This window comes from Butyrivibrio sp. AE3009 (assembly GCF_000420845.1).
In the GTDB taxonomy this organism is placed as follows: domain Bacteria; phylum Bacillota; class Clostridia; order Lachnospirales; family Lachnospiraceae; genus Butyrivibrio.
In genome coordinates this window covers 141494-166168 of record NZ_ATVS01000005.1, presented here as the reverse complement: position 1 = coordinate 166168, position 24675 = coordinate 141494, and the positions used below count along the sequence as shown (strand labels likewise).

Here is a 24675-nt window from a genome sequence, read left to right as displayed (position 1 = left end):
CAGATATTGAGCAACTCCGCCTGTTACCCCATAACAGATTGCCTTATCTTTTTCCGCCCAATATCGTGAATATTCAAAAGTCTTGCATATTCTCTGAAGGGAATAAAAGTGGTATGTATCGCTATGGCCCTGTCATAGAGCTCATCGTCCATAGACAACATAAAGCCAAGGGAATCCGTGCCCGCAATATCTTCAGCATCTACAGCATTCGTTACCTATCGTTACCACTGCCGATTAGTTCCTCCACATTGCATCCCAAGGCTTTACTTATCTTGAGCACTGTAATGGCCTGAGCCTTACTGATATCCCGCTGTCCTTGTTCAAATAACTGTATCTGCCTTAGCGGAACATCTGCCTTTTCCGCCAGAGCCTTCTGGGACAGCCCTGCATATCTGCGAAGGCGCTTCAGCCTGCTCTCTTCCAGGCTCTTCATGCATTTTTCTTCAAGAATCTCGACGAATAAGGATATATCTGCCTCATGAAGTGTGTCATACATTCCGTATATTTGTTTGATAGGCACCTTTTCCTCAATGCTCCTAAAGCTTCTGCCGCAGGACCACTGATAATATGCAAGAGCCCAGCCAATCCAGTATTCCCTGGATTTATCGATATACATGACATCTTCAGTATCGATGCGTCTGTCCGTACAGGTATGAATCACTTCCCTGGCCACTTCACAGCCGTTTTTGCCCGCCACATAAGTAGGATTTCCAATCTCAAACTGGCGGCTCATACCGCTTATAATAAACATCTCGTGAAAAGAGCAAAGGTCCATGCCCAGAGTATTCACAGCATAATCATACATATCCCCCATAACCCTCTGAGCCAGAGGAAGATACATCTCATCATATGCGCAGCTTCCCAAGGTCAACACCTCCTCTCATGATATCCAGAATGTATATCTCATCCAGTATGCTTGTTGATGGCCGAAGTCCCTGATATTCCCGGCGTGCGTTTTTATCCCTTGTGCTCATCTGCGGGAAATAAACTGTCGCCTCCGCTGATTCATAGCTGACAAAAGAAAGCTGCTCAAAGGCCTTTTTACTCTTTAGCACAATCTGGTCATTAAGGCATCCCAGCTTCATTGCCTGAGAGAGCTTTTGCAGCGAAATGGTTCCCATTATGAAATCCTGCACAAATGAAAAATAGGAAACATCTGCCCGATAACCTCTGATCACATCAAATCCGGATATATCCACCAGATAGTTTGTCTGTAAAAAGTTCTTGGCCTCCTCGGCAATGCTCTTTTTCTGCCAATAGCCTCTGTATCTGGTCAAAAGAGCAAGCCAGTTCAAAATATTATAATCCTCATTAAGATTACAAATAGAAAGCCCCTTGGTATCCAGTTCGTAGCAGTTCGAAAAGCCATCGGAAGCCTTCTTGCATGCCCATCCCTTGGACAATTCCTTGTCCTCGGTGCAATAAAAGCCTCTCCCGTAGTCATTCCCGGGATTGCCGCCACCAAAGACCGGATTATAGATGATGTTTTCCGAGCCGTGATAGATTATCATGATTCCTCCAATAAAGACTCACTTGTCGCAATTATATATCGCTGTAGAGATAGTTAAATTATATCTCTGCAGCGATATATTTTCAATCTGCTATGGCACCTTTGATGCACGAAAAATGCCCGCAGCGTTTATTGCCGCGGGCTTTATTATTCTTGGAAATGCGCTGTTTTACTAGCTTTTCGGCGTTCACAGAATCAACTTGAGGACAGTCCCCAAGTTCCATGCCAGCCCCATGGAGTCAGATCCCAACTTGATATAGTGCCCTATAGACATGTATTTGGTAAACTGTTATAATTTTAGGCAGATACAAATGCATTAACTGAGTGACAAAGAGGTACCAACATGAGTTACGATAATGCCTCCAAAAAGGCTACCATGAAGTACATAAAGGAAAAACAGCAGGAGCTCAAGGTCCGTTACAAAAAAAAAGAGTATGAAAATGATATTTTTCCCGCCATCGAGCAATCTGGTCTGCCTGTAGCAACTTTTATTAAACAGGCTATTTCGGAAAAGATATTAGTAGAGACAAATAAGGGGTATGATCTTGAGATTACTCTTGAACCCATAAAAAATACCATACTAAACGAGCTCCCCAAAATCATGAATGAAGACTGCCGGAAGATAATACTGTATGGATCCTGCGCAAGAGGTGATTATACAGCCGATTCAGATATAGATATTGCCATTCTCACCGACAGTGACAGGGAACAGGTCAAAAAATACAGCCATCAGCTGGACGAACTTGCTACACAGATTGGCTTTGATACCATGGCTGTCGTAAATTTTGTCTGCCTTCCCCAAAAGGAATTTGAAGAAAAGAAATCCTGGTATCCATTTTTCAAAAACATCGCAAAGGACGGAATAATACTATATGAACGCTGATAATATGCGTGCTCTTGCCAAGTTAAGATATGAACGAGCCAAGGAACTTATTGATGAAGCTACAGATCTGCTACAGTGTGAGCACTATAAATCCGCTAACAATAGTGCCTTTTATGCCGGAGAAAAAGCTGTCAAAGCAGCTCTGGCAGCTATTGGCAAAGACTCAGAATCGCATAACGGAGTAATAAAGACTTTTAACAAGGAATTTATCCATCAACCCTGTGACTTTTTCAGCCGTGATGATCTGCGCATCCTTCAGAGTATGGAAAGAATCAGAAATTCATCTGATTACGATGATTTCTATGTAGCCAACAAGGCAGAATGCGAAGACCAGGTAGCAAAGGCAAGACAGCTGCTCTGCAAAGTCAGTGCTTATCTAAAGACTCAGGGGATAATATAAAAATCGTCAATCAGTTCTTCTACACTGCACCCCAAGTTTCCCTACTCATATAACCCCCAACGATGCGATATAATTCTTTACTCCATTATCAGTGCTTAAATCATATTTTTCATTAACAGCAGAAAAATATTCTGTAATTGCGTCATGAGTTATCAGTTCCGTACAATGTTCTTTTTTGCCATATCCGGAATGTGCATCCTTCCAAGGGGATTCCGAATGGCTCAGATCCATTAAGGTAACTCCATTATAAATAGCAAATTTCCCCAAAACAAAATCTATTATGTTTTTCACATTTTCATCAAGGCAATCAGTCAAATCAATCTCATCAACAATAATCTGTGATTCTCCAAAGGATTTATATTTAGAATAAATCTTGGGATATACCGGGCCATATGCCCATGCTTCGCAGCGCTCGTCAAAAATCTTTTTGCCAAGTAGCACCTGCGCAAACGCCTCAATATAATACAAAAGCTTTTGCAAAGACATATTGGTTATCTCATATTTTGAATTAAGAATATATAACGCAACTTCTTCAATTTTTGATTCATGAGAATTAATCTGATCGTAGAAGTTCAGCCTCTTTTCCAATCTTTCAGCAGCATGTTTGTTCAACTTATCTTTATTACTTTCATAATAATTCTGCATGTAAAGATAACATCCCAGAACTCTGCGAAGCATATCTGAATAACGCTTACTTGGCAGCTGACCCTTTAGATAGTTTTCAATTGTATGCTCACCAAGTCCCAAGACTTTGGAAAGGGGCCTCTTGTCCACATCATATTTCTCAAGTATTTCTTCAATTTCTCCAACAAGAATATAATCATGCTCTTCTCGGCATTTTACATCAAATTCATTCTCGTTGAGATCATCCATTCCGGGAACATATACCCTGTGTCCACACTTTTTGCATAATGCGACCCGTTTATTAAAGTTACATGTTATTCCATTCCAAACTCTTTCACTTTTTTCAGAAACAATGTCATATTCCTGCATACATCCGCATTCAGCGCATAAAACCTTATCCATAAAAATATCCATCTACACTCTCCTACATCCCCAAAGCAATAAAAAAGCTAAATCCCCTTAATTAATCATGAAATGATATTATAAGTAAAATATTATTTTGGTACTTAGACCAAGTGATTTTAATATAAAGCCTAACCATTTCACTCGGAGCATCTTCTATTCCCCTTGGAATAAAAGACGCTGCATATTTGAAAACATGTACAATATCTCGAGGAAAATTGGGATTATCGCTATATTCCCACCCACTATAACTATCTGTAGTAAGCTTTCTCAAAATATCTATACGATCATTTTCGGTGATAATATACTTTGAAAAAACTCTTCATTTTTATCTCTGTACAAAAATGTATAATCGATTCCGTTTCTGCCCGAATCAATATATCGCCTAAGCTTAGCGACAATGTCATCCGGGCCGTAACCGTCTGGATCCTTTTCACACTTGTCCATACACTATCACCTCCATGAGAATGTATGTTAATTATATGTAAAGAGTACATTTTTGTCAATTTGTGTACTTTTTCAATTATTGCCTACATAAAGCCCGCGGCTGTTCAATGTGTCAATGCCGCGGGCTTTATTATTCCTTGAAGTGCCTTATCTTACCGGATTCTCAGCGTTCAGAGAATCACCTTGTGAAACATCAACTTTGGGACAATCCCCAAGTTCTCTATCCCCCAATCGAATAAACGTAATAGTGTTAAAACGCATCCTGTAATATGATATACTTAGATTAGACCATTATGCCGGATTCAATGGAGTATATACATTTTGGATGACGTAAAAAAGGCTATTGCATCCCTTATGGATGTATCCCCCAAATACATAACAGATATACAATCGTTGAAAAAAGGAATGACTAACCAATCATTTCTTTTTTATCTCGATAATAAGAAGTATATCTTCAGGCTTCCGGGAGCAGGAACGGAGCAGCTGGTTGACCGAAAGCAGGAAATGGCATCCTATAAGGCCATCGAAGGCAAGGACATTTGCAGCTCTCCTATCTACATAGATGAAAAGGGATACAAGATCACAGAGTTTGTCGATAACGCAAGAGTCTGCAATCCTAAAGACATAGCTGACGTTAGTATGTGCATAAAAGCATTGAGAAAAATGCATTCCATAAAGCTTTCCGTGGATCATGAATTCAATCTTTTTCAGCAGATTGATAAGTACGAGATGCTATGGGGCGATAATCAGTCTGTACACGACGATTATAAAGAGACCAAAAGAAAGGTTCAGTCTCTGAAGGATTATGTATCAGCAAACAGCAGGGAGCATTGTCTTACCCATATTGACGCTGTTCCAGACAATTTTCTTATAACAGGAAAAGAAAAAGTAGAACTGATCGACTGGGAATACGCAGGCATGCAGGACCCTCACGTGGATATTGCGATGTTTGCCATTTATTCCTATTATGGCAAGGCTCAAATAGACCAACTTATAGATATCTATTTTTGCGATGAATGTGAAGGCCGGATCAGAGCCAAAATATACTGCTATGTGGCCATCTGTGGACTATTGTGGAGCAACTGGTGTGAGTTCAAGCAAATGAAGGGAAATCACTTTGGCGAGTATTCACAGATTCAGTATAATTACGCCAAAGACTTTTACGAAATTGCCAGGAAAGAAATAAACGACAATGTATAAACTTAAAAGAGCAATCATCTTAGCAGCCGGAGCAGGTAAAAGAATGCAGCCATTGACTCTTTCTGTACCCAAGCCCTTAGTTAAGGTCAAGGGCACAAGAATGATAGACGGAATAATCGCTGCGCTACATGCTAACGGCATAACTGAGATTTATATAGTAGTCGGATACAAAAAAGAGCAGTTTGAATACCTCAAGAGCATTGAAGGCATAACTCTGATCGACAATCCATTTTTCGACAGAGCCAATAACATAGCCTCACTTTATTGTGCCAGAAAATATCTCGAAGATGCTATAGTCCTTGATGGAGATCAGATTATTGTAAATCCCAAGGTCCTAAGAGCAGACTTTGAAAAATCCGGATACAACGCTGTTTGGACAGAGGAGCCCACCAAGGAATGGCTCATGCAGGTGGAGAATAACAGAGTAATATCCTGTTCCAGAAACGGCGGTAATCTGGGATGGCAGCTTTTTTCCGTTTCCAGATGGACCAAAGAGGATGGAGAAAGACTCAGGGACTGCTTGGAACGAGAATTTGTCCAGCATAAAAACTGCGATATTTACTGGGACGATTTAGCATTGTTCATATACCCTGATGATTTCGATCTCGGAATAATGAAGATGCAGCTTGGCGATGTTATTGAAATAGACGATTTACAGGAACTTGCAACCATTGACGAGTCATATTCAGAATATTTGGAAAAAGAGTGATGAATAGCAAAAGAAAGTTTGATTGGCTTGTTTTTCTTATACCATTATTACTGATAGCTGTAGTTTCAGCCTGCATTTTTGCACTTCCTGCTGCTTCCAATTCTATTATCAGCCTCCTTAGATATTTGGTTGCAGACACTTTTGGCGTCTTTTTTCTTATACTTGGTTTGTTTTTCTTTTTACTTTCTATATTTCTTGCTTTTTCAAGATATGGAGATATCGTCCTGGGTAATCCTGATGAAAAACCCAAATACTCCTTTTTTTCCTGGGGAAGCATGATGTTTACCTGCGGACTGGCGGCGGATATTATTGTTTACTCCTTTTCAGAATGGATAATGTATTCGGAAAACCCACATATAAGCGAGCTTGGAAGCATGACAGATTATGCTGGAGTTTTTCCCATGTTTCATTGGAGCTTTATCCCATGGTCTTTTTATCTTGTATTAGCGGTTATTTTCGGATTTATGATCCATGTAAAAAAACGTAATCGCCTGCGCTTTTCAGAGGCCTGCAGGCCACTATTGGGGAACTATTCAGACAAGCTTCCCGGGAAGATAATTGATATTTTTTCTTTGTTTGCACTTATAGCAGGAACAGCTACCACTTTTTCTATAGCAACACCTCTTTTGTCCGGTGTAATAATCTCATTTTTCGGAATCAATATAAGCAGAAATCTTTTTACAATAATCATTTTACTGATAACCTGTGTCATATATTCCTATGCCATTCTTCATGGAATAAAAGGTGTGGATCTTCTTGCGAAATGCTGCATCGGCTTCTTTTTTGGGCTGCTTATTTTTGTTTTTGTCTGTAATGACCAAAAGAGATTCATTATCGAAAATGGTTTTCAGAGTTTCGGGCTAATGCTTCAGCATTTCTTTGAATTTGCAACCTATACAGATCCGGCAAGGACCACAATGTTCCCCCAAGACTGGACTGTCTATTACTGGGCCTACTGGATGGTATGGTGCATTGCGGCGCCGTTTTTTATAGGAAATATCTCAAGAGGTCGCACAATACGCCAAACCATTTTGGGCGGTTATCTGTTTGGCGTGGGATCAACATTAGTCAGTTTCATAATTCTTGGTAACTATTCCCTGGGAAAACAGCTGATGGGACAGGCCGATTTTATCAGCACTTATAGAGAAAATAATGATATTTACGAGACAATACTAAGCATTATCAGCACAATGAATTTTCCTTCCGTGGTGCTGATAATCATCATGATAAGTATGATTCTGTTTTATTCCACGTCCTTCGATGCCATAGCTTATACGGCAGCCTGCTACAGCTATGAAGCCCTTGAAGAGAACGCAAAACCTCATTGGATAGTGGTTCTTACCTGGTGCATCATTCTGATCACCCTGCCAATAGCTCTAGTATTTTCCGGAAGCACTATGAGTAATATCCAGTCGGTCAGCATCATCACCGCCCTGCCTATAGGAATTATCATGCTGGCTATGGTGGCAGGTTTTTTCAAAGATGCAGGAACAGCTTTAAAGAGGAGCAGAAAATAGGTCTATCCTGTTGTTCCAGTATTTTTCTGTATCCTTTCCTGTCATTGCGGCCAAATGCTTTATGTAACAATCTTTTAGTTCTGATGATCTTACCAAAACTTTATCCGCATTGAATACGGCAGGCTGTTCAATAATATCCTGCATAGCCATGTATGCCACGCTATTCTCAGATATTGGCGGCTTGGGGTCAATAAAAGGAACATATACCAGTTTGTCTGTATATTTTGACAGATTATTTGAATAGAGCTGCTCAGGAATTGCCATTATTGTACTATAACCGTCGTAGGGGAATTGAATTACGATGATATCGGGGTGTATCTGATCTATCTTATAACCATCAAAGTCTGTAATGTTTTCAGTCAGCTGCGGCATTTCTTTGAAAACAGCAAAATCACTGATGGCTTCTCCAACCATTTTTCTGTTATCTATGTACCTATATGGTATAGGAATTACGTTAACATTGTTCCCGGAATTTATAGCTGATTCATATACATCTTTTATAGAATCCCACCAGGATGCTTTACATAATAGAAAGAGAATATTCTTTTTCGCAGTATCAAAGAGCTCGCTGATCAGATGCTCTGCATCAGCAAGACATTTATCCAGTTCTTCCGGAGATGTTTCCTCCCAGCAGCTGTATGTATCACTTACCTTATCACAGTATTTTTCAAGAGCATATACTGCATCAGTTCCGACATCATATCTATTTTCCAGCATTGTTCCCACAGAAATAGCAGTTTTTTGACATACTTCAAAAAAAGGAATAGCGTTTTCAATACTGCTTCTGATAATGATGTCATTGAGTTTTCCGTGGATCTCGTGGAGTGTTTTCAATAGAGCCAGCTGCTCCTGCTTTAAAGTTTTCCTTTTTGTGATCGGAGCAAACGAATCTTTTCTGAAACAATATCTGTGTGGGTACCTTCCGAAATGGTCTTTGTACAGGTTTTCTAAACCTCTGTAGACTGGGTAATTATGAACTGCTGTGCCCATGACTATTTTCATATAGTCACCATAATAGGAACCAAGAATATTGTGGTATTCTGCCGGAGCTCTCAGGGAAGTTGTTTCAAAGGGAAGTTCTATGGTTACGTCATAGTAAGAACGATGATATCTGCATTTTCCTTCGGAAACCCATATATATATCAGGGCTATATCCTTGGAGCTGCTATCATTGCACTCCTTAACTATTTTTTCAAAAAGAAGAAACAGGTCACGATAGTCGTTGGCGGGGCTTATACTGGTGTTGTTCTCTTCTTCAATAGTCTTTATTCTTTTTTTGACCTCGCTTTCTGAAAGAGTATGCTTAAGCAGTCCTTCCATAGTTGAGAAAACAAGATTGCCCCTTTTTACTCTGTCATTTTCTTTTTCTTCATCATCATATACACTATCAAGAGGGAATATATCTACGCCCGCAACGAAAGGACAGCCCTGATTTTTTTCCAGGAAATCAGGATTTTTGTCGATGGCATGGCTGTTAGTAATTCTTCCGAAGGGAAATTTATACTCATCAGAATCAGAAATGCTTAAAACCTGATATCCTTTCGGCAACTCATCCTTGGCGTAGAGAATGAATTTTTCATAATCGTTTCTGAGCATAGCAATGTCGATATCGTCATCCCAGGGAATAAAACCTTTATGTCTTACAGCCCCCAGGAGTGTTCCGCTATCACTGTACCAGTTTAATCCATGACGAGAACAGATTCGGTCAATTTCAGACAAAACTGTCAGCTGCGCAGCCCAATAACGCTTCATTGTTTCGGAAACATAGAAGCCGCATCTTACTTCATCACAATAGTAATCTTTAAGGAAAGATATATTCACTGTTATTTCCTCGGTGATAACAACATCATATAGCTTTATCTATTATCTCTAACAACTTCTCTGCCGTCTTATTCCAAGTCATATTCTCTCGCGCATAATGAAGCCCATTATGCGCAAGCTCATACAGCTTAGCCGTATCAGATAACATATCATCAACAATATTTGGCAAAGCCTCCGGTGTAGAAAGGTTCCAGAATCTCATAATCTCATGCCCGGCCTTTTCGCAAACATCCCGGTAGTACTTGCTATCATCTGTAAGCGCCGCAGCACCGGCAAGCATTGATGTCGGAATTCTATCATGGGCACCGTTCTTGAAATATGGCATTACATTAAAAACTATTTTGCTTCTTTTATAAATAGCAGCCGTTTCCAGGTATGTACATGAACCATGCAAAACCACATTTCCCAAGTCATCCAGGGTATCCCAACCGGTTCCGAACAGATGGATAGTCCCCTTTGACTGAGCCAGGAATCTCACTGCTTCTTCTCTTGTATATGAACGAAGATAATTATTTGTTATAGAGAAAAGAGCATTGGCGAATCCAAAATATGCTTTTTCATCAGAAGGATCAATTCCGAAATCCGGAAGAATCGTCGTCAAGCCTTCTTCCAGACTCAGTGTCCTGTTATCCAGCATATGGTCAAGATATGCCAACTCGATATTTCTTACAGCTTCCGGAAGGGCCAGGATCTTTCCATCCAGCTCATCCCTATCCACATAACTCCCGGTAAAAACTACGTCAAACTCACGATGCTCAAAGTCCTCAAAGCTGTCATCAACCTTTTCCTCATCAGAATCGCTTCCTCCAAGAGGCAGGAAAAAAGCATCCTTTACATCCTTATAAAATCGCTTTGCATAATCCACATGATCTCTGTCAAGGCACAAGCAATAGTAGTTACTGCACTCCGAAAAAAGATAAATGGAATGCATTTGCGGGTGATCCACAATGTAGTTAAAGAAGGGAATCCGATGCTTGTTCCAGATATTCTCCCCATTCACCTTATAGTTATGCTGACCAATGGAATTGAAGGTCAGGGCAAAATCATATCTCACATCGCTAAGCCTTTTATCCAGCTCCTCATTACTTCTGTCCAAATCCCAATAATCCACTTCTATCCCACAAGAACCAAGCGCTTTAGATAAAAGCGCCGAGAAGGAAGTCAGTGAATCATAATTGATGTTTCCACGTCGGAGAATTAGTGCACGGTTGTTGTGAAGCATAAAGTTTCCCTTTGTTATAAATCCACAAGTTCATATTCTTTAATCAGTTGATATCTTGACGCATTAACAATTATAATAATTATAACATGAACCCACTCAATCGAGATATCAGGAGTAATTATGAACACACAGCTTATGCTACAAATCCATTCTATTCTCACCTATCTCCAACAGAATGCTTCTGTAATGGATGAAGAAAGTATGAAATGCAGCGTATCTAACGTACTGGATACTTTATCTACTATATTTAATGACCCTTCTTCTCAAGAAACAATCAAAGAATACAGAAAGTTATTATCCTCTGATTCTTTTGATATTTATTCTTTTTGCATGGACATCAGCAACTTTCTTTTCACAAAGTGCTGTACTTCATATGATGCATGCAGCTCTGAGCTATCCTCTCTGTCAAAATTGAATTCACAATTTCAGAAAAGACTTCTGGAATTAAATAATTATATAGACAAAGTGTCGACTTCATTTGAACATCTTGTTCATGTTCGCAATGTTTACCACAACAGATATGCAATAGAATCTGACTTGTTCACCGGAAAAGGTGTTGTATATACAGTCATAACTGGAGGCTATGACAATATCCTTGATCCCCTTATTACAGAGGATTGTTTCGATTATGTATTGCTTACTGATAAAGCTCCTACTGATTATCATGGTAAATGGCAAATCAGAGTGCTTGATAATCCTCAGCACCTAAGCGCTCCGCTTCTGGCTCGTTGGGCAAAAATACATCCCTTTGACCTATTCCCGGATTATGACTTTTCATTTTACTTAGACGGGGTTTTACAATTACGAGAAGAAAAAATCACTGATTTTATCCATCAATACAAAAGAGATAGTAGCATGATCTGCATGCCTCATCACTGCTATAATAATATAGATGAAGATGCCGCTGCGGTAGCTTCATTGGGGAAAGCTTCGAAAGAGGCTCTCGAAGAACAAATACAGAAGTACAGAAAAGAGGGATTTGTTGATGACATTCTTATTGAAACTGCGGTTCTTGTAAGAAGTCATAAAGATCCTCTCCTCAAGAAAGTCATGGATGACTGGTGGACAGAACTGACTTCCTACAAACACCATAGAGACCAAATGAGTTTTTGCTATGTGTGTTGGAAAAATAATTATGAGTTCGATATAACTGATCTCCAATCACATTCAAATCCTTGGACCATTGCATATAGTAACCATTGAGTAATCTCAAGAGTGAAGGAAGGCATCGCTTATGAACTACGAGCAATATCAAAAATTGTATTCAGCCAATAAAAAAGCCAATGCAAAAACCATAAAATCTATACTAAGCACTGAATACTCACAAATAAGAGACCTCATAGCGGTTGTTGAAGAGACTATGACATCCTCCATAAATGCCGGAGATCAGTCTTCTATAGAATCATTAAACAGCATGGTGTCTCATATTCTTGCCATGTCAAAAGCGTGTGATAAGCTGGCTTCCATTGTTAATACAATCTCAATGGAAAGCAGAAATCTTGATGATGCGATTTTCAAACTGGGAGCAACTATCGATAATGCTATTGTCCATGTTTCCACGGAAACATATGCAAATGCGGGAGATTATTTATTAGTAAAAAGTTTAAGACAACTCATTGAAAAAAACTCCGGAAAGAAAAGTTGGATCAGACTTAATGTTCAAAAAGAAATAAATCAGGGAATAATCGATTCAATAAACAAAAGCAAAGCTCTTGTTATCGGTGGAGGAGGCCTTTTTCTAAAGGACACAAATCAAAACGAAATATCAGGCTGGCAATGGCCTATTCCAAAAGAAATGATTCATCAAATACAGGTTCCTATATATATACTGGGAGTAGGATATAATAGGTTCAGAAATCAGGAAGATTTTGAGCCCTATTTCTATGAAAATATCACAGCTTTAGTTGAAAAAAGCACCTTCTTCGGATTACGCAACCACGGTTCCGTTAACGCAGTTAAGGCCTTTCTTCCTGATCACCTTAAAGATAAAGTACAGTACTTCCCTTGCGCAACTACCGTAATATCCAAGCTATTTGATATAAAGTTCGAAGAGCCGGACAGACCTATTATTGCTATAAACTGTGCCTTTGACAGGGAAATCCTTCGTTTTGGTAATCGAAAAGACTATATCCTAAGTTCTATCGCAAAAACTGCCAAGACACTTTCGTCAGATTATGATATCCTGTGCTATCTTCACTGCGAACCGGATTTTGAAATGTGCTCTTATATGGATAATTACGGAGTTCCTTATGGAATAGTAAAACTATATGAATCCGGAAACGAAAATGAAATGATTGAAGCATACAGCCTTCCCAGGCTGGTAATAGGCATGCGCGGCCACTCACAGATGGTTGCCTTTGGCTGCGGAACCCCCACTCTGAGCATTATCAGTCATGATAAGATTCAATGGTTCCTTGATGATGTATACCATCCGGAATGGGGAATTGATGTAAATGAAGAAAGATTTGATTCCCTTCTTTCAGAAAAAGCCGATAATATGCTGACTCACTCAGAAGAGATCAAAAAAGATATATCAAAATCACAAGATGAACTATGGCAGATATTTCAAAACACCCTAGCAACCTTTAAGTAATTCCTCTATTCTGTCCTCATACCTAAAATCAGTGAGTATCTTTTCATAGCCTGCGCAGGCAATACGAGCTCTTATATCCTCGTTCCAGAGATAGAACTCCGCCTTCTCCACAGCATCCTCCAACGAGGTATACATCACGCATTCCTCGCCATCTATGAAATACTCGTAAAGCTCAGACTGGTAGCTTGACAAAAGGAATCCCCCACAGCCCATGATATCCATTGCTCTCAACGGAATTCCGGATCTGTTGGCCTTCAGAACAGGGCAAAGATTGATCTTGCTTGCTACAAAAACCTGTGGCATTTCTGTAAGGTAATTTACTGAGCCGCAGAAATCTACGTCAGGAAGCATTCTCTTCTCATCTTCCGTAAGCTCAAAAGTATAAAGTTTGAGCTGATGCTTTTTTGACAAAATACTAAGAAGTGTCATTCTCTCGAGATGTGTCACGTAAGAAGCCACGGCCCAGCTGATTTCTTTTTTGGTCAGCTGCACAGCCGTTTCGGACAGGCTCAGATATCTGTCTCTGACACTCTGAGCGAACTCTTCCGTCACCACATCATCTACGATGTATCCGCCATATAGCTGCAGCTGCACCTTCACCACTCCGTCAAGGTATCCCCGCTGATACTCGGTCATATGGCTCATGAATGCCGGAAGCATGGACTCATAGAGCTTTCCCACAAAGGAAATCTCTGCGCCGTACTTGGCATAATCTGTCTTAACACTGCGGAGTCTCTCAGTGTTTACCGCAAGAGGCAGATAGTGAACGTTATCCAGCCCCATTTTCTTATAGGTCTCATAGTCAGCTCTGGCAAAAAAGAAAATCGTATTACAGGAAAACTCCATACATTCCGCAGTTGGAAGATTGGGCGGACTGTCAAAAAACCATGAAATATACTTAAGATCATGCTTCTTACATACCTTTGCAACTATTGGCCAGAAATTGGTGGTAAGGACCAGATCATAAGAGCCTTCCTTAAGATCCTTTTCCATTCTCTCAAAAAAAGCATCATCATTATACTTATCAACTTCCTTATGATAGTTCACGTTATTGCACTTGTGTCCCATCTTCTGGAGGAAGTAAATAAGATCATGTTGGATGTATGAATTTAGGAAATCATAAAGAAGAATATTCATATTTTCAGATCCCAATCAGGTGCTCAATAATATCCCTTACAGCTCCGTCTCCGCCTCTTACACTAGAAATATAATCGGCGACCGCAACAACCTGCGGCATCGCATTTTGTGGGCAGGCGCAGATGCCTGCTGCCTTCATTGCCTCGATGTCATTGATGTCATCACCGATATACAAAACGTTCTGCAGCTCAACACCGAACTTATCGCAAACAGCCTGCAAGCTGGTCAGTTTGTCCTTTATTCCCATCTTGATAAAGTCCATGTGAAGCTTGTCCGCACGGCGTTTGTTGAGCTCCCTGTTCTCTCCGGTGATTATTCCGGTGATTATTCCTTTATCATGGATTCTTGACAGCGCCATACCATCCTTGGTATTGAATTTCTTCAGCTCATCCCCATTCTCTGAATAGTACATTCCGCCGTCGGTAAGGCATCCGTCGCAGTCGGTGATCACCATCTTTATTTCCGGCATTGTGCCTGCATTTTTCTGCTTTTCTCTTTTTCGCAAAAGAGCTTCTATAATAATAAAATCGTTTGGCTCATCTATCTCAAGAGCAGAGTCCTCGCTCATTTCATAGGCACGAATCTTTCCTGAAAGCCTGTTTTTCGAAGCCATCAGGCTCTCTTTTGAGGTGATATAAAATGCGCCGTTTTCCATCAGATATCCGTCAAATTCCTGGCGCCTTGGTCTATTCTTAAAATCATAGTTTGATGCAGTTGCATAGCCCTTTTCATCCGCATCCCACAAAAATCTCTTTTGACGAACTACGGAAAGAACGCTGTCTGTATCAGGCTTTTTAAAAAGCTCGAAGCCACCGTCAATATCGCTGCTCTCCAGCATGGGAGATGTGGCCTGCACCAGTACTATGTTCTCAAAATCATATTTTTCCGCAAATTCAAGCATGACTGATTCTGTAGATGCTGTATCAGAGGCATTTTCCGGGCTTCTGTCGATTACCACCGCTTTGCTGAAATTCTGATTTCCATTCTCAATTCCTTTCCGGGAAAACTGTTCAACGGCAGCTCGGATCTCTGCGCTGTCAGTAGCTATGTAGACTTTATCAATACATTTCGCCCCGCAGGCCGCAGCAACCGTCCAGTAAACCAGAGGCTGTCCGCAGATTTCTTTTATATTTTTCAGAGGTATTGATTTGCTCCCGCCTCGTACAGGGATAAATGCAACTGTTTCCATTATTTTTCCTCAACTCGTAGTTTTTTTCTAACCTGCAGTTCATCCTCTTCAAGCTTCTTTTCGCCATCCCCAAGCATAAGCTTGATGTCACGGCAACGGCGATACAAAAGATACATGGCGTTGATCTCCAGACTTGCCTTCTGATCTGTGCCCCACATGTCATGGGATAAAGTGACATGCCTCTCAACAATGTCAGCTCCCAAAGTAACCGCTGCAACAGTGGGTTCCAGGTTCTGCTCGTGGCCGCTGTATCCCACCACGCATCCGTATCTCTTTTTCAGAGTCTGGATATATTTAAGATTCAGCTCATCTATGGGCGCCGGATATACAGAGTTGGTATGCAAAAGAGCGAAGTTTCCATTGCTGAACCTGTCGAGAAGGTCAACAGCTTTGTCCAACTCCTCCTGAGTGGACATGCCTGTGGACATGATAATAGGCTTTCCTGATGCGCAGGCCTTTTTTATCAGTTCTGTGCTTCCGTTGGTGGCGGATGCCAGCTTGATAAAGGGGATATCATAGTTCAACAAGAACTCAAGGCTCGGAATATCCCAGGGTGAAGCGGTCCAGGCCAGGGGCTTTTCTCTGCAGTATTTATCTATGTAGTCGTATTCCTCTTTGCCGAACTCGATGCGCTTTTTGTATTCCAGATAGGTCATTTCGCCCCAAGGTGTGGTGCGCATGACGTTCTTCTGACTCTCCGGAACAGCTATGTCCGGGGTCCTCTTCTGGAATTTGACGCAATCCCATCCAATGGCAAAAGAAGCATCGATTAGCTTTTTTGCCACAGCAAGATCTCCGTTATGATTGATTCCTATCTCGGCGATGAAGTAAGGATCACAGCCATCGCCTACAAGTCTTCCGCCTAAATTGATCTGTTTTTCCATAAGCCTAAGCCTCTGTACTTTTACATCATTTTAAGAGCTTCACTTACTGTTATATTTTTCATGCCTTTTATATATGAGCCGTCGGAAATATTCACTAATTCCGGGAGATTATCCGTACTTGCGATATACTTCTCAATCCAGTCATGGTAAGACGCGAGGGTACTTGCCGTCCTTACTTCGCCTCCGCTTGTGCTTTTCAGGATAATCTTTCCCTGCTCAGCTTCGACATCATTATTATCTGATATTCCGGATGCATGTAATTGGTTATAGGTGTAAGCAAGATCCAGGCCCAAGCAGGTTACTTTCTTTGCCCCGAGCTTTACTGCCAGATCCAGTGCCAGAGTGGAAACAGAACCACCGGTTTTAAATAGTGGTAAGCTTTTCTCTGTTGCCATATTTTCAGAAAGCTCGTATTCATTCTGATACACAATATATCTTTTTCCTCCAAAAAGCTTCACTGTCTCATAATAAGCTGTCGCAAGGTAAATAAATTCAGTCTTTTTATAATCAAAATCATGCATTAACTGCTTCTTTGTTGCAGGAAGTCCATCTATAAGAACAATGAAATCAGGATCTATTCCCTGATTAGCGAGCTTTCCGGCAGAAGTCCCCACGCACAAAATAAGGCTGTTTTCTGTCCTTTTTTCAAGTAACGGCATGCATGGTGAAAGTGATGGTCCGCCAGCCACCATATAGATTTCCTTATCCCTAAACCGATTGGATATTTCTGTTACACAAGGGTCATCCAGCTCAATATTTTTATGAAAGTTGAAAGCAAGCAACTGGCTATTTTCTTTGATTGGGAGCATCAATGAACGATACTTTGTAAGTAGTTCCTTGACATCACTTGAAAAAGCTGAAATAGACTCTGCTTTTGTCAATAATGTCCCCTTTACTATCGCATCAGATAAGGCGCTTCTAACTTCTCCGACCACAAAGAGCAAGCGATTGGATGCTATAAGTCGTGATAAGTCCAGATAAGTAAGAGCCTGCCTTGCATGTACAATATCCGATTCACATATAGTCACCGGAACACCATAATTCATCCTTATTATCGCCATAGCTTCATAAATCATTTCGAATCCGGTCAGGGAATATTCAAGTTTTTCTACCTCGCAATTATAGAAAGCATACTGTAATGCATCTCGATAAGGGTTCACCAAACCAGCTATAATTTTCTGCTCTGCTTTACTTTCAAAAGAAAAAACTATATCTCCGCTCCCCGCAACAATAGGACTAATGAAATTTGTATCAGGAAATGTACTTCCCCTTAACAGCTGTGCGACTTCCTTTTGTCCACATTGAAAAAGCGCATCTATATTTTTATCAAAATAATCTATGTGTTCTATCTGATAAGCTTCAGTAGTTTCTATTATCCAGTCACTGATCAATGCACTTAGTTCCACTTCCAGAACATCAGCCAACCGAGAGAAATTGTTACTCTTCTGATAAGTAATAACGCTATTGAGCATAGGGGAAATCTTTATCATAAAGCTTTCAGGACTATATTCATTTCCACATTGTGCCAAATCGCTCAAAATATCAGTAATACCGGTTGTAATTTTCTTGACGCTGTCAAAAGCAGAAACCAATCGTTCCAACCTTAGGCACATAGCACAATATGCGCACTCATGCTCCAAATCTATCATTTTCGCTCTAAGTTCAATATAATCCATAAATATCCCTATTCATCCAACATGTCTAAAAACTGTTCCAGGCACCAGATAAGCCACTTTTGATTGCCTTTATACTTGTCAATCTCAATGTCATCCCTAAATTCAGCTCTATGTGGGCCTTCCCAATCTGCAAAATACTGATCCACCGGTCTTGGCATTGGCAATTTATTGGGAGTCGGAATATTCGGATATCTCATCCTAAACAGTTCGCGAATAAGATATTTGGATTCCCCGCTTCTGATTCTGCTTAAATCTAATGGCTCTGCCATTTTCAACTTTTCATAAGGATCAAAATAGTCAAGTTCTGCTGTCAGGAAAGCATTTGAATATGAGCCATAGCTTTCCTCAGTAGCTACAATATCCATAAAGCTCAAGAAGTCTATATCATCACCCTTCCTGTACTGTTCGAACAGATATCTGATACTCTCCGGATTCTTCAAAACTTCTTCAGGTTCAACATAAATATATCTGTGGTAAAAATCTTCAAAAGTCCAATCTCTGGAAAGCAGCTGATCCATCCCTCCGAACACATAGTCACTGCCATCTCCGATTATCATCAGGTCAACGCCGTCCTGCAGCGCCTGTTTTGCCCCCTGACATATCTGCGGCTCGATGGAATGAACCGGCCCGCCCTTTGACATCATAATTGCAGGCAGGTTATCTTCAACCGTTTTCCAGCTTATATCAACATAATGAAGAGTAAGGCCATATTCCTTCGCAAATATTTCAGCTCTTTCCAATTCTTCCTCTTGGAACTCTCCCCCTAGAAACCTGAATGTATATGCATCACAACCAGACAGGTAGGATGCTAAAATAGCAGAGTCCATGCCTCCTGAGAGAAGAATTCCTGTCTTCTTGCTTTTTTTGCGAACCTCATTTAGCTGTTTATCAATTGCTTCGCCGATTTCTTCAGCTGTCCTGACATAAATACGTTCATCATTCGATAATATAGGGTGTCTGTACTGCAATTTTTCAGAAAAGTGAACATCCTTTTTCTCAATATATCTCAGAGCCAGAAAAGAACTCATAGCAAAATTCTTATCTACCATCATTTCTCCTCATCCACATCAACATTCAGGTGAATTGCATTTCTTGCCACTTCTGTAGACCAACCACGAATTTCCTGTAATGCCTTTGTAATTCTTGTTGAAGAAATCCCCTTGGTATACGGAAAGTACACTATTCTGATTCCTTCCTTTTCAAATTCAGCTTCGTACTCTTTCCATTTATCCGTACCATACCAATCGTCACCCACAAAAAGTATGCTTGCACCTAGTTTTTTGCATGCGGTAAGTTTATCCATATCATATTGGGGCACAGCAGCATCTACATATTTGCAGGATCTGACTATCTCAATACGGTCCTCAAAAGGAATCATGGCCTGCTTTCCCTTGTACATAACAAGATCATCTACTGTAACTCCAACAACAAGCTTGTCGCAAAAGCCCTTGGCATTTTTCAGAAGATTCAGATGTCCAACGTGAAATAAATCATATACACCGGCGGTATAACCAATTACCATAATGCTCCTTCCCGTTCTTAAGCATTAATTAGATCAAATACGTCGTTACAGATATACTCTGATGCTCCAATCCCATTGATGGTCTTATAATCATATTCCTCTTTAAATACAGCTTCTCTTTTTTCTCTCATATAGTCATTACCATTTAAGACTACATCCTGAAGAAATCTTTCTATTTCCATATAGTTCTCACCGGGCGTCTTATAATATACATCAACTACTTTTTCACCAATCGGTAAAAAGGCCTGTTCCGGTCTTGTCAGATAAAGCAAAGGCTTTCCTGTATAAAGATATTCTCCAAGAAATGAGCCGCTGTCCATTATCATCGCATCGGAAGTATCAAACAGATCCAGATAGCTTGCATCTTGAATTACTCTCGCATTTGACAATCCTTCCCATTTTTCGATGTATTCATCATATTCTTCATAGCTATTAAACAACCCGGCTTTAACTGAAGCAGTACGAAGAAGTGGATGTGGTTTAAAAACAAAACTGACATCGTCCTTATATTTTTGCGCCAAATATAAGAAAAACCACAAATTTCTTCTGAAGGTGGAAAACAAAATCACGCCTTTGTCTATAACACTGTAATGAGGCGCCACTATCACTTTTTTCATCGATTTAGCATCTATATTATACGGAATCTTCCATATTTCTCTTAGCTGGTCGTCATTCCAGTTTCTCTGTTGATAAAAGTAATCCATTTTAGCGTAACCGGAAAATCTTACGTTTTTTCCTGATAGATACTGCTTTTTCTTATATCCCTCATAGTTTTTGCTACAGTCACAATAAACCCTCCACATTAGATTGACGGTATCTTTGTTGTACACTTTATTGTCTCCATATCCACCATCCATACTATTTGCAAGGTAAATACTGTAAGGAATATAAGCAACAAGTGAATTAAGCGGAAGTGAAATAAACTGTTGATAATAAGGTAATTCTGTGTACCAGGAAGATGTTATGAAAACAATATCAGGGGCCCCTCCGAAGTCCTCAAATCCGGGAAAATTACCGTCATTGTTAACGCCCTCATATATCTTGTAATCATTTTCTTTAAACCACTTCAAGGTCTGGCTATAGCTGTCTTCCCAGTGCCCCTCTCCCCTGCCTAAAACTGGAGAAACCAGTAATCCTGTTTCTATCCTTTCATCTTTTGCAAATTCGTTATATACGTCCATAGCTGGCCATTGGGCTGCGGAGTAATTCTGAAATAAAATTTTTATTTTTTCCTTTTTCCTTGCTTTTTTCCTAATTCGCTTTTCAGAAGAAGCTATCACCATGTTATAGATAGCCGTATACATTTCCTTGCCTTCTTCTGATGCCTTGGAAAGAAAAAAAAGTGCAAGCAAATGTTCCCATCTATATTTATCCGGGATAAACTCTCCGGAAAAATCTCCGTTTTCCACACCTTGACTCAATTCGCTAACAAGCACGGAATAATACTTGATCTTATCGTCAGCCATAATTCACCCCTTGTGTATTTGATCACACTTTTTCATAATTGCAATATCTATTGCCGCCAACTTCTGCTGTATAATGTAGTTTTTGTCATATAAAAAACTAAAGCATTGTTCCTTTATCCCATATAAACTCTTCAAATATTCCTTTTGTGTATCATTTAGTCCTAAAAAATATTTATCTATATATTCCTTTTTAGCGCCATACTTCCTGATATTTTCAAATAAACATCTGTTGATTCCATAGGAATAAAGAACTGCAGCCATGTAGTCTATTGATTCTTTTGCCCCCTCATATTCCGAAAGATGAGCACACCTCTCATAAATAGCTTTCATTGCACCGATTACTGAATCAAGATATACTTTCAAGTCTATTTGCTTGGTAGCTGATCCCTTTATATCGCAATACTTATACAAAATTTCCTTTACATTTCCTATTTTCTTCGCTCTGAGAATCATGTATATAAGAATTTCCGTATCTTCAAGACACCTGACATTCTCTCTCATCCTTATAGGTGGACAGTTAAAAAGTTCTCTTCTAAAAATCTTTGTTACAAGATATCCTCCACCTGCGATTAGAATATTTCTTTTCTCATCATCAAGCGTTCCTGTGACGTTATCACCGGTGGAAAGAATCGCTTTATCTGTTGACTCTTTATAATAACCACTATCTACTATGTCATAGTCTCCTTCTTTTGCCTGGTTATATAAAAGCTCGTACATGTTCGGAGCAACATAATCATCACTATCCACAAGGCCAATGTATTCGCCTGTTGCCGCATCAAAGCCCTGGTTCCTGGCTCCTCCGCTTCCGCGATTAACCTTTCCGTCGATTATTTTGACCTTATCGGAAAATTGTCCCTTACACCTCTTCATGATTTCCCAGGTATCATCCGTGGATGCATCATTGATCACAATTATCTCTATATCCTGAAGAGTCTGGTGCACAAGGCTCCCCAGACAGGTTGCCAAAGTATCGTGAGAATTATATGCCGGTACGATTACACTTACTTTTGCCATTTATATGTCCTTAGCCTTCACCAAATCAATAATCTGTTTAACCCTCACATCGAAGGTATGCTCTTTTTGTACTTTGTCGTGACCATTTTTCGCAATGGCCTTTCTTTCGTCTTCATGGCTTAAATAGTACTCAATCTTATTCAGGATATCCTTCCTGTTTTCGTAGAAGACATAGTCCTCACCGGGAACGAAGTGTCTGGCCAGATCTACCTGATAGTTTGATAAGAGAAATCCTCCCGCCCCGAGAATGTCATAACACCTGAGGGGTATCGCATTCTGTATGCTTCTTAGGGTGATGTTCAGGTTAATTCTGCTTAGTTTAAATACATAGGGCATTTCAACAAAATACTCTGCTGCCCCTTTATTGATCACCCCTTTGGGATTAAATTCATTATTTTCCGCATAGGTATAGAGATTAAGCGGATGCTTCTCACCTATCATCGTAAGAATCTCTCTGCGTTCTATTATGGTCGCCTGGCGGTTAATGATATAGTTTGCGTAGAGATACTCTCTGGTCTCAGCGCTGTCCGCATGAGGATAGATATTGCTGGCCTTCTGAATCTCGTCCACGATTTCAGGTCTCAGGGCTTCCTCCATAACATTCACTCCATCCACCTGGAGCTGCCCTCTTATCATTCCATCAATATATCCAAGGGTATAGGGGGTTATTTTCTCTGCTATTTCGTCGTAATATCTTCTACGCTCTGTATAAAGGGATCCCACAAAGGCAATATCAGCACTATACTTTGAAACTGTTTCATCATCCGGAATCATTGCATCAAGCCTTCTGGTAGATGCTGCCAGCGGCATATATTCCACGGTCTTGATTCCACCTTTCCGGAATGTCTCAAACTGCTTGGAATCAAACATCAAAACGATGTTGCATTTATTTATCACATGATAGGAATAAAGCAGTATCTCCGGATTATCATAGATCCAGGATACGTATTTTATCCCTGCTACGTTGCATACTTTTGACACTACCGGAAGAAAGTTAAAGGAAAATACAAAATCAGGAGAGTGTTCCTTTAATATTCCCGGAAACTCTGCCTCAAACTCAGGATTTTTCCTTGCTGATTCCTCAGTATAATTAAACATATACCTGAGTATCTGCAGGTGCTCTCCGTCCTCATCAACATACTCCTGAAAAGCTTCCAGCATATCTCTGTTAGCAAAAAAAATAGGTATGTCCAGATACAATAGTTTCATATGCATTTTCCTTTAGTTACCAACTATATCAAGAATTTCTTCAAGTCTTAATCTATATGTATGATTTGCCTTTATCTTCTCATAACCGGATTTTGCGATTCTGTTTCGTTCCCCTTCATGGGTCAGATAGTACTCAATCTTATCCATCAGATCCTGTCTGCTCTCGAAATATACATAATCCTCAAAGGGCTCAAAGAAATGAAGGAAATCCTCCTGATAATTGGTAAGAAGGAAGCCGCCACATCCCATAATATCCATGCACCTAAGCGGGATTCCTCTTTGAATACTTCGTAAAGTAATATTCAGATTGATGTCTGTGTTTTTGAAGATGTAAGGCATCTCCTTATAATAATCCACTTTCCCGCGGTTACTAATACCTTCAGGCTTAAAGTTCTTGTCCCCTGTAAACAGGTTCACCGAATGCTTTTTACCAATCATGGTAAGCATCTCTGTCCTCTCAAGAGCTGTAATCTTTCTGTCTACCACATAATTTGAATAGATATAATCATAGGTCTCAACACCGTCATAGTTGGGCTTGGCCCCAAAGGCATCAACCATCTCCTTCATGACATTTTCCGGAATTGAGCCTTCCACAATACTGGCGCCGTTTATCTCCATTTGTGCCCGCATAAGCCCATTGATATAACCTTTACTATAGTCTGACAGTTTATCTTCTATCTGATCATAGTAGTTATGGCCTTCTGTATAGAGATTTCCTACAAATGCAAGTTCTCCTCCCCACTTTTTCCTGAAAACATCGGACTTTTCAAAACTGTCATACCGCTCTACAGCTGCAGCCATGGGAAGATAATATACTGTTTTGATCCCCTGATTCGCAAAAACTTCATACATCTGAGAATCAAAGAGGAATACATAATTGCATGGATTTATAAGCGTAAATGAATACAGATTAATAGCGGGATTATCATATACCCAGGAAACATATTTAATTCCTACTTCATTGCATACCCCTGAAACAATGGGAAAAAAGTTAAAAGACATGACAAAATCCGGGCTCTTCTTTTGAAGGTCCGTTTTGAATTTATCTGCGAACTGCTTATCATCGCGCTCTATATGATTGTCGTAGGGATACAGCTCTATCCGGATGTCCCTGCCGGAAGCCTTTAGTTCGTCGATAGCTGACAGGATGTCCAGATTTCCATAGCTGTTCCAGTCCAGAAAAAGAATTTTGCACATTACAATCACCCAATGTTATATTATGCCTTACTATAATTGTAACATATAATCGT

The 24675-nt window shown here is 40.1% G+C and carries 23 protein-coding genes; 7 read left to right on the top strand and 16 right to left on the bottom strand.

The genetic code is table 11. The features are described 5' to 3' along the window. Positions 1-211 precede the first annotated feature (211 nt). Together G588_RS0104650 and G588_RS0104645 are read right to left on the bottom strand one after the other, a co-directional pair. Positions 212-865, bottom strand: coding sequence for a helix-turn-helix domain-containing protein (locus tag G588_RS0104650; protein ID WP_022777598.1), 654 nt, complete (start codon positions 863-865; stop codon positions 212-214). Further along, positions 846-1511, bottom strand: coding sequence for a DUF3990 domain-containing protein (locus G588_RS0104645; protein ID WP_022777597.1), 666 nt, complete (start codon positions 1509-1511; stop codon positions 846-848). Before G588_RS0104645 ends, G588_RS0104650 begins: the two co-directional genes overlap by 20 nt. 342 nt (positions 1512-1853) lie before the next feature. On the opposite strand from G588_RS0104645, the gene G588_RS22390 reads away from it, so the two are divergent. Both G588_RS22390 and G588_RS0104630 read left to right on the top strand, forming a co-directional pair. After that, a complete protein-coding gene (locus G588_RS22390; protein ID WP_022777595.1) occupies positions 1854-2393 on the top strand; it encodes a nucleotidyltransferase domain-containing protein in 540 nt (179 codons plus the stop codon). After that, positions 2383-2793, top strand: coding sequence for a HEPN domain-containing protein (locus G588_RS0104630; RefSeq protein WP_022777594.1), 411 nt, complete (start codon positions 2383-2385; stop codon positions 2791-2793). The genes G588_RS22390 and G588_RS0104630 overlap by 11 nt, the downstream gene beginning before the upstream one ends. Positions 2794-2838: 45 nt before the next feature. Here the strand turns inward: G588_RS0104630 and G588_RS0104625 are convergent, their stop codons facing one another. Then, positions 2839-3831, bottom strand: a complete 993-nt coding sequence (locus tag G588_RS0104625; RefSeq protein ID WP_022777593.1) for a Panacea domain-containing protein — start codon at positions 3829-3831, stop codon at positions 2839-2841. Between the two features lie 267 nt (positions 3832-4098). Then, positions 4099-4266, bottom strand: a complete 168-nt coding sequence (locus tag G588_RS22385) for a hypothetical protein (RefSeq protein ID WP_022777592.1) — start codon at positions 4264-4266, stop codon at positions 4099-4101. A 321-nt stretch (positions 4267-4587) separates the two neighbouring features. Here G588_RS22385 and G588_RS19190 point away from each other — a divergent pair, with 321 nt between their 5' ends. Genes G588_RS19190 through G588_RS0104605 form a run of 3 tightly spaced genes read left to right on the top strand, consistent with a single transcriptional unit; the run spans position 4588 to position 7692 of the window. Further along, positions 4588-5466 (top strand): choline/ethanolamine kinase family protein, encoded by an 879-nt coding sequence (locus G588_RS19190; RefSeq protein ID WP_022777591.1) that lies wholly within the window; start codon positions 4588-4590, stop codon positions 5464-5466. Further along, on the top strand, positions 5459-6175 hold the full coding sequence (locus tag G588_RS0104610) for an NTP transferase domain-containing protein (RefSeq protein WP_022777590.1): 717 nt from the start codon (positions 5459-5461) through the stop codon (positions 6173-6175). The genes G588_RS19190 and G588_RS0104610 overlap by 8 nt, the downstream gene beginning before the upstream one ends. Further along, complete coding sequence (locus tag G588_RS0104605; RefSeq protein ID WP_022777589.1) at positions 6175-7692, top strand: BCCT family transporter; 1518 nt, start codon at positions 6175-6177, stop codon at positions 7690-7692. The genes G588_RS0104610 and G588_RS0104605 overlap by 1 nt, the downstream gene beginning before the upstream one ends. Here G588_RS0104605 and G588_RS0104600 read toward each other — a convergent pair. Together G588_RS0104600 and G588_RS0104595 are read right to left on the bottom strand one after the other, a co-directional pair. Continuing rightward, a complete protein-coding gene (locus G588_RS0104600) occupies positions 7672-9411 on the bottom strand; it encodes a LicD family protein (protein ID WP_196804942.1) in 1740 nt (579 codons plus the stop codon). The two genes, G588_RS0104605 and G588_RS0104600, sit on opposite strands and share 21 nt — an antisense overlap. Positions 9412-9538: 127 nt before the next feature. Continuing rightward, positions 9539-10609 carry a glycosyltransferase family protein gene (locus G588_RS0104595; protein ID WP_155830740.1) on the bottom strand — a complete coding sequence of 357 codons (1071 nt, stop codon included), beginning with the start codon at positions 10607-10609 and terminating at the stop codon, positions 9539-9541. 246 nt (positions 10610-10855) lie between these two features. Between G588_RS0104595 and G588_RS21265 the strand changes: the two genes are divergently transcribed. Continuing rightward, positions 10856-11938 carry a glycosyltransferase domain-containing protein gene (locus G588_RS21265; protein ID WP_022777586.1) on the top strand — a complete coding sequence of 361 codons (1083 nt, stop codon included), beginning with the start codon at positions 10856-10858 and terminating at the stop codon, positions 11936-11938. Positions 11939-11969: 31 nt separating this feature from the next. Continuing rightward, a complete protein-coding gene (locus G588_RS19180; RefSeq protein WP_022777585.1) occupies positions 11970-13328 on the top strand; it encodes a polysaccharide pyruvyl transferase family protein in 1359 nt (452 codons plus the stop codon). Here the strand turns inward: G588_RS19180 and G588_RS0104580 are convergent. From G588_RS0104580 to G588_RS0104535, 10 genes are read right to left on the bottom strand one after another with little or no spacing between them, the layout of a single operon-like run. Continuing rightward, entirely contained in the window at positions 13311-14465 is a 1155-nt protein-coding gene (locus G588_RS0104580; protein WP_155830739.1) for a CgeB family protein, read from the bottom strand. The two genes, G588_RS19180 and G588_RS0104580, sit on opposite strands and share 18 nt — an antisense overlap. A 4-nt stretch (positions 14466-14469) precedes the next feature. Continuing rightward, positions 14470-15654, bottom strand: a complete 1185-nt coding sequence (locus tag G588_RS0104575; protein ID WP_022777583.1) for an N-acylneuraminate cytidylyltransferase — start codon at positions 15652-15654, stop codon at positions 14470-14472. Then, complete coding sequence (locus G588_RS19175; RefSeq protein WP_022777582.1) at positions 15654-16538, bottom strand: N-acetylneuraminate synthase family protein; 885 nt, start codon at positions 16536-16538, stop codon at positions 15654-15656. Before G588_RS19175 ends, G588_RS0104575 begins: the two co-directional genes overlap by 1 nt. A gap of 20 nt (positions 16539-16558) precedes the next feature. After that, entirely contained in the window at positions 16559-18214 is a 1656-nt protein-coding gene (locus G588_RS0104565) for a motility associated factor glycosyltransferase family protein (protein ID WP_022777581.1), read from the bottom strand. Positions 18215-18222: 8 nt separating this feature from the next. After that, positions 18223-19263, bottom strand: a complete 1041-nt coding sequence (locus G588_RS0104560) for an asparagine synthase-related protein (RefSeq protein ID WP_026668577.1) — start codon at positions 19261-19263, stop codon at positions 18223-18225. Further along, a complete protein-coding gene (locus G588_RS19170; protein ID WP_022777580.1) occupies positions 19263-19736 on the bottom strand; it encodes an adenylyltransferase/cytidyltransferase family protein in 474 nt (157 codons plus the stop codon). Before G588_RS19170 ends, G588_RS0104560 begins: the two co-directional genes overlap by 1 nt. A 17-nt stretch (positions 19737-19753) precedes the next feature. Beyond that, positions 19754-21202: a CDP-glycerol glycerophosphotransferase family protein gene (locus G588_RS0104550; protein ID WP_022777579.1), complete on the bottom strand. Its 1449-nt coding sequence runs from the start codon at positions 21200-21202 to the stop codon at positions 19754-19756. A 3-nt stretch (positions 21203-21205) separates the two neighbouring features. After that, on the bottom strand, positions 21206-22216 hold the full coding sequence (locus G588_RS21260; RefSeq protein WP_022777578.1) for a glycosyltransferase family 2 protein: 1011 nt from the start codon (positions 22214-22216) through the stop codon (positions 21206-21208). Further along, a complete protein-coding gene (locus G588_RS0104540) occupies positions 22217-23425 on the bottom strand; it encodes a CgeB family protein (protein WP_022777577.1) in 1209 nt (402 codons plus the stop codon). Positions 23426-23437: 12 nt separating this feature from the next. Beyond that, entirely contained in the window at positions 23438-24622 is a 1185-nt protein-coding gene (locus G588_RS0104535; RefSeq protein WP_022777576.1) for a CgeB family protein, read from the bottom strand. Between the last annotated feature and the right edge of the window lie 53 nt (positions 24623-24675).